Source organism: Streptococcus sp. 4155 (assembly GCF_013276695.1).
In the GTDB taxonomy this organism is placed as follows: domain Bacteria; phylum Bacillota; class Bacilli; order Lactobacillales; family Streptococcaceae; genus Streptococcus; species Streptococcus pseudopneumoniae.
On sequence record NZ_VMLM01000103.1, the window covers coordinates 1 to 6777 of the forward strand.

Sequence of the window (6777 nt, forward strand, 5' to 3'; positions counted from 1 at the left end):
CGCAAGTGAGCCAAAGAATAATAACTACCATAGTAGCCAAAAACCATAGCTAATGAAGCTACACCGCAGTCCATCTGATCCACCTGCGGACGATAGTGACGTTTCCCAAATTTCATCTTCATCTCCTTTTTCCTAATACTCAATGAAAATCAAAGAGCAAACTAGGAAACTAGCCGCAGGCTGCTCAAAACACTGTTTTGAGGTTGTAGATAGGACTGACGAAGTCAGTCACATATATACGGTAAGGCGACGCTGACGTGGTTTGAAGAGATTTTCGAAGAGTATTAATAGAGTTTTTTTGACATAGACTTTGGGCTCTACTAGGTAAAGTAGAGCTTTTTGTTATGTAGTATCAACATTCTAGAAAGGGCAATCATATGATAAAAATCAATCACCTGACCATCACACAAAACAAAGATTTACGAGACCTTGTCTCTGACCTCAGCATGACCATCCAAGACAGGGAAAAGGTCGCTATTATTGGTGAAGAAGGAAATGGCAAATCCACCTTACTTAAAATTTTAATGGGGGAAACTTTGCCTGATTTCACTATCGGGGGAGACATTCAATCTGATTATCAATCAATAGCCTACATTCCTCAAAAACTTCCTGAGGACCTGAAAAATAGAACTCTACACGACTACTTCTTTTTAGATACTATTGATTTAGATTACAGTGTCCTCTATCGTTTAGCTGAGGAATTGCATTTTGATAGCAATCGTTTCGCAAGCGACCAAGAGATTGGTAGTCTATCAGGGGGTGAAGCTTTGAAAATTCAGCTCATCCATGAGTTAGCCAAACCTTTTGAGATTCTATTTTTAGATGAACCTTCAAATGACTTGGATCTTGAGACGGTTGATTGGCTAAAAGGTCAAATGCGTAAGATTCGGCAAACCGTTATTTTCATTTCCCATGATGAGGACTTTCTTTCTGAAACGGCAGACACTATTGTTCACTTGCGACTGGTCAAGCACCGTAAAGAAGCAGAAACACTAGTAGAGCATTTAGACTATGATAGTTATAGTGAGCAGAGAAAGGCTAATTTTGCCAGACAAACCCAGCAAGCAGCCAACGACCAAAGAGCCTACGATAAAACCATGGAAAAACATCAACGAGTTAAACAAAATGTAGAAACTGCTCTTCGAGCTACCAAAGACAGTACTGCCGGTCGCCTATTGGCTAAAAAGATGAAAACTGTCCTCTCACAAGAAAAACGCTACGAAAAGGCAGCTCAGTCCATGACTCAAAAGCCACTTGAAGAGGAACAAATCCAACTTTTCTTTTCAGACATCCAACCATTACCAGCTTCTAAAGTCTTAGTCCAACTGGAAAAAGAAAATTTGTCCATTGACGACCGAGTTTTGGTTCAAAAACTACAACTAACTGTCCGTGGCCAAGAAAAAATCGGTATTATCGGGCCAAATGGTGTTGGGAAATCAACTCTGTTAGCCAAGTTACAGAGACTTCTGAATGATAAAAGAGAGATTTCACTTGGTTTTATGCCACAAGATTACCACAAAAAACTGCAATTGGATTTATCCCCAATAGCCTATCTCAGTAAAACTGGGGAAAAAGAGGAACTACAGAAAATCCAATCTCACCTAGCTAGTCTCAATTTCAGTTATCCAGAAATGCAGCATCAAATTCGCTCCTTATCTGGCGGACAACAGGGAAAACTCCTGCTTTTGGATTTAGTCCTGCGCAAACCAAACTTTCTCCTGCTGGATGAACCCACACGAAACTTTTCTCCAACTTCTCAACCCGAAATTAGAAAACTCTTTGCCACTTATCCTGGTGGTCTCATCACTGTTTCGCATGACCGTTGTTTCTTAAAAGAGATCTGTTCAATCATCTATCGCTTAACAGAACACGGTTTGGAGCTAGTTAATTTTCAAGATTTATAAATTTTCAACATCGCAAATATGTGGGGCAAAAACACAATTTTAGGAGAAAAAGAAGTAAATCTTCCCATAATAAAACGCATAATATCAAGTTTTCACACCTGATATTATGCGTTTTTCAGATTTTAAAGACTTTTTCCAGCCTTCATTTTACATATGTTTTAAACGTTCAATCCGTTCTGAGATAGGTGGGTGGGTATAAAAGAGTTTTTTGAACCCTCCCCCTTTCTTAGGATCATTGATATAAAGTGCACTGCTAGCATCATCGACGTGGCGACTCATAGGTTTGCTATTGTCCAACTTATCTAGGGCATTAATCATTCCCTGGGGATTGCGAGTCAGCTCGACACTAGATGCATCTGCCAGAAATTCCCTCTGACGAGAAATAGCGAGCTGAACCAAGGTTGCAGCGAGAGGTGCCAGTACAATAGCTAGTAGGGAAACCACTAGCATAATGATTTCAAGACCATTTCCATCTCGGTCATCATCACTTCGTCTGCGACCTGCTCCACCCCACCACATCATACGACCTGCCATACCAGAAAGCATGGTGATAGCACTAGCAAGGGCAACTGCAATAGTCGAAATACGGATATCATAATTACGAATATGACTGACTTCATGTCCCATAACAGCTTCTAGTTCTTCACGATTCATGATAGCTAGTAGACCTGAAGTCGCAGCAACCGCCGCATTTTGAGGGTTAGAACCTGTCGCAAAGGCATTTAAGGCTGGATCATCAATGATGAAAACACGGGGCATAGGAATCTGAGCGACCATAGCCATATCTTCCACTACGTGGTAGAAATCTGGTGCCGTTTGTTCATCAATCTCACGCGCACCGTTCATGGACATGACAATCTCTGTTGATTGAAAAATCATGGACAAGGCATAGATAAAGCCGATAATCAGTGCGATAACCAAACCACCAATCCCAGACCGCATAAAGAGGTAACCAACCGCATAACCAACAAGAGCTAAGAGTAGGAAAAATACCAGCAATAAAATCCACGTTTTTCGTTTATTGCTTGCAATTTGATCAAACAGCATCTTAGTCACCTAAACCGCTAAAATCAACCTTAGGAACTGCCTTTTCCTCTTCTGGTGTTTGAAGGAAATCTGCTGCTTTAAATCCAAACATTCCAGCGATAATGTTGCTTGGGAAAGTCTCTAATTTTACATTGTAGTTGCTGACAACACTGTTATAGAGTTGACGAGAGTAAGAAATTTTATTTTCTGTGTTTGTCAACTCCTCTTGCAATTTAACAAAGTTAGCACTAGCTTTCAAATCTGGATAGCTTTCTGCAACTGCAAAAATACCTGAAACCTGACGAGTGAGGGCATCACTGGCTTTCATAGCTTCTGCTGGTGAAGTCGCTGCCGCCACTTGGTTACGTAGTTCTGCCACCTTTTCAAGGGTAGAACCTTCATATTTAGCATAACCTTTTACAGTCTCAATCAAGTTTGGCAAGAGGTCATTTCGACGTTTCAACTGAACATCAATTTGGCTCCAAGCCTCCTTTGTTTGCATACGATTCTTAACCAAACCGTTATAGCTAACAATCACAAAAATAACAACAAGAGCGATAACTCCAAGAATAATCCAAGTCATGATATAAGTCCTTTCTACTTTTAGATTAGTACCAGTATATCAAATTTTTAATGATTGTGGTAAAATAAGATGATACTAAAGAAGGAAATAACTATGAAACCAGAAACATTTTACAACTTGCTTGCCGAGCAAAATCTTCCACTTTCGGACCAGCAAAAAAAACAATTTGAACGTTATTTTGAACTCTTAGTCGAGTGGAATGAGAAGATTAATTTGACGGCGATTACGGACAAGGAAGAAGTTTATCTCAAACATTTTTACGATTCGATTGCACCCATTCTTCAAGGTTTGATTCCCAATGAAAATATCAAATTGCTTGATATCGGGGCTGGGGCAGGATTTCCTAGTCTACCAATGAAAATTCTCTATCCTCAGTTAGATGTGACCATTATTGATTCACTCAATAAGCGCATCAACTTCCTACAACTCTTGGCTCAAGAACTGGATTTGGACGATGTTCATTTCTACCATGGACGTGCAGAAGACTTGGCACAAGACAAAAACTTCCGTGCTCAATATGATTTTGTAACAGCTCGTGCGGTTGCCCGTATGCAGGTCTTATCTGAATTGACAATTCCTTACCTTAAAGTTGGCGGAAAACTATTGGCACTCAAGGCCAGCAATGCTCCTGAGGAGTTATTAGAAGCTAAGAATGCCCTCAACCTCCTCTTCAGTAAAGTCGAAGACAATCTCAACTACGCCCTACCAAATGGAAATCCGCGTTATATCACAGTGGTGGAAAAGAAAAAAGAAACACCAAATAAATATCCGAGAAAGGCTGGCATGCCCAACAAACGCCCGCTTTAAATTTTTTAGTAAAAAATGTTTACAAAGTCATCCTCGCTCTCTTATTTTTAGGCTCGGGAAAAAATGATTTACAAAATCAACCTCGCTCTCTTATTTTTAGGCTCGGGAAAAAATGATTTACAAAATCATTTTTTTCTGCTATACTATCCTAAGCAAAGGTTTTTAATGTCATCCCGTGAGGTGACGAAGACGCAGAAATACTTGAAACTCTCTAAAATCTAGATTTTAGAGAAGTCTTACTCTGAGGGCCTATTGCTGTAAAATAATGGGCTCTTTTTTGATGCCCAAAAGTGAGGTTTATATGAAACAAGAATCAACTGTTGATTTGTTACTAGACGTTGACCAACGTCCTTCGACTGGAAAAGGAACTCTCCTTAGCTTCCAACACGTTTTCGCCATGTTTGGTGCGACCATCTTGGTACCCTTGATTTTGGGAATGCCTGTATCTGTTGCCCTTTTTGCTTCAGGTGTTGGAACACTCATCTACATGATTGCTACTGGTTTTAAAGTTCCAGTTTATCTAGGTTCTTCATTCGCCTTTATCACAGCTATGTCACTAGCTATGAAGGAAATGGGAGGAGATATATCTGCTGCTCAAACTGGAGTTATCTTGACTGGTTTGGTCTATGTCCTTGTTGCTACCAGCATCCGATTTGTAGGAACAAAATGGATTGATAGACTCTTGCCACCAATCATCATCGGACCTATGATTATCGTTATCGGTCTTGGACTTGCAGGTTCAGCTGTTACCAACGCTGGTCTTGTAGCTGATGGAAACTGGAAAAATGCTCTTGTAGCAGTTGTTACTTTCTTGATTGCTGCCTTTATCAATACAAAGGGAAAAGGATTCCTACGAATCATTCCATTTCTCTTTGCCATTATCGGTGGTTACCTCTTCGCACTAACTCTTGGCTTGGTTGACTTTACACCAGTTCTTAAAGCTAACTGGTTTGAAATTCCTGGTTTCTACTTGCCATTTAACACAGGTGGTGCCTTTAAAGAATACAATCTTTACTTTGGTCCAGAAGCCATCGCTATCTTGCCAATCGCTATCGTAACAATTTCTGAACATATCGGAGACCATACTGTTTTGGGTCAAATCTGTGGCCGTCAATTCTTAAAAGAACCAGGTCTTCACCGTACTCTTCTTGGTGACGGTATCGCAACTTCTGTTTCTGCCTTCCTTGGTGGACCAGCCAATACAACTTACGGAGAAAATACAGGGGTTATCGGTATGACTCGTATCGCTTCTGTCTCAGTTATCCGTAACGCTGCCTTCATCGCGATTGCCCTCAGCTTCCTTGGTAAATTCACTGCCTTGATTTCAACTATTCCAAACGCTGTACTTGGTGGTATGTCAATCCTTCTCTATGGGGTTATCGCCAGCAATGGTTTGAAAGTCTTGATTAAAGAACGTGTTGATTTCGCTCAAATGCGAAACCTCATCATCGCAAGTGCTATGTTGGTTCTTGGACTTGGAGGAGCTGTCCTTAAACTTGGTCCAGTTACACTTTCAGGTACTGCTCTTTCAGCCATGACAGGAATCATCTTGAACTTGATCTTGCCATACGAAAATAAAGACTAATACTCTTCGAAAATCTCTTCAAACTACGTCAACGTCGCCTTGCCGTAGATATATGTAACTGACTTCGTCAGTCTTATCTACAACCTCAAAGCAGTGCTTTGAACAACCTGCGGCTAGTTTCCTAGTTTCCTAGTTTGCTCTTTGATTTTCATTGAGTATAAGAGTCTAAACATATCAAAAAACAAGCATTTCCAATTACGGAAGTGCTTATTTTTTTGATACTTAAAAGTAAGTGTATCCCCCTAACGCTGTCTAATATGTCTCCCCTATATGCATACGCTTCCACTCAGAGAACTCTACCTTGAACAGTTCAGGGGCTTTTTTAGCATTGTTATAAACTATAATATAGTAACCTTCCTTATTCCAAAACTTTCCTAAAATCTCAGCGTCTTCCAGCTCTGCTTCATAATCTAATACTCATCTGCTTTCAAAAAGCATTCTATTCCATCTCCGATTAACGATGGACTTTATCACCTCCTTCTCCAGTCCTTGTATAACATCTTGAAGTTGATTCATGATATCTTCCAATATGGGCATCAACAGCTCCATAACAATAGCGAAATTCTCGTATATGGTGACTATGGACATGTGGACCTACTCCCATTGAAGCCCAACAAGATCCCAGTTTACTGATTCTACCGAAACCAGACTCATCTTGGTACATCAAGCGAACCTTACGAAAATGCCTACTGGTTTTAAAGCGCTTTCTTGTCTTCTTGAATTGAGATTTTATTTTTAGACGCGACAATGGTTTGAGAGTCTGCTTTCTTGGGATGTTCTGGACGTGGCCTAATATTTCGCCAACCATGGCGCTTCAAGAGTTGATAGAAGGCATCACGTGTGTAGGAAGGACCTAACTCCTTTGTATAAGC

General features: G+C 40.4%; 6 protein-coding genes and 1 pseudogene. 3 read left to right on the forward strand and 4 right to left on the reverse strand.

What is annotated here, in order from left to right; all coding sequences use genetic code 11:
• On the reverse strand, nt 1–116 hold a 116-nt coding region (locus HT715_RS10660; protein ID WP_240149862.1), incomplete at its 3' end, for a cysteine peptidase family C39 domain-containing protein.
• Nucleotides 117–377: 261 nt separating this feature from the next.
• Between HT715_RS10660 and HT715_RS10665 the strand changes: the two genes are divergently transcribed.
• Nucleotides 378–1904 (forward strand): ATP-binding cassette domain-containing protein, encoded by a 1527-nt coding sequence (locus HT715_RS10665; RefSeq protein ID WP_138699673.1) that lies wholly within the window; start codon nt 378–380, stop codon nt 1902–1904.
• Nucleotides 1905–2051: 147 nt separating this feature from the next.
• Here HT715_RS10665 and htpX read toward each other — a convergent pair whose 3' ends face one another.
• Entirely contained in the window at nt 2052–2951 is a 900-nt protein-coding gene (htpX, locus tag HT715_RS10670; RefSeq protein WP_023934415.1) for a zinc metalloprotease HtpX, read from the reverse strand.
• 1 nt (nt 2952) lies between these two features.
• Nucleotides 2953–3513, reverse strand: coding sequence for a LemA family protein (locus HT715_RS10675; RefSeq protein WP_000219828.1), 561 nt, complete (start codon nt 3511–3513; stop codon nt 2953–2955).
• Between the two features lie 93 nt (nt 3514–3606).
• On the opposite strand from HT715_RS10675, the gene rsmG reads away from it, so the two are divergent.
• Both rsmG and HT715_RS10685 read left to right on the forward strand, forming a co-directional pair.
• Entirely contained in the window at nt 3607–4320 is a 714-nt protein-coding gene (gene rsmG, locus HT715_RS10680; RefSeq protein WP_119919906.1) for a 16S rRNA (guanine(527)-N(7))-methyltransferase RsmG, read from the forward strand.
• Nucleotides 4321–4621: 301 nt separating this feature from the next.
• Complete coding sequence (locus HT715_RS10685) at nt 4622–5905, forward strand: solute carrier family 23 protein (RefSeq protein WP_014017276.1); 1284 nt, start codon at nt 4622–4624, stop codon at nt 5903–5905.
• A 417-nt stretch (nt 5906–6322) separates the two neighbouring features.
• Here HT715_RS10685 and HT715_RS10690 read toward each other — a convergent pair.
• A pseudogene (locus HT715_RS10690) lies at nt 6323–6777 on the reverse strand (winged helix-turn-helix domain-containing protein); the annotation flags it as partial.

Coding starts and splice junctions, on each gene's coding strand:
- HT715_RS10665 (WP_138699673.1), top strand. CDS start 378: ATGATAAAAATCAATCACCTGACCATCACACAAAACAAAGATTTACGA.
- htpX (WP_023934415.1), bottom strand. CDS start 2,951: ATGCTGTTTGATCAAATTGCAAGCAATAAACGAAAAACGTGGATTTTA.
- HT715_RS10675 (WP_000219828.1), bottom strand. CDS start 3,513: ATGACTTGGATTATTCTTGGAGTTATCGCTCTTGTTGTTATTTTTGTG.
- rsmG (WP_119919906.1), top strand. CDS start 3,607: ATGAAACCAGAAACATTTTACAACTTGCTTGCCGAGCAAAATCTTCCA.
- HT715_RS10685 (WP_014017276.1), top strand. CDS start 4,622: ATGAAACAAGAATCAACTGTTGATTTGTTACTAGACGTTGACCAACGT.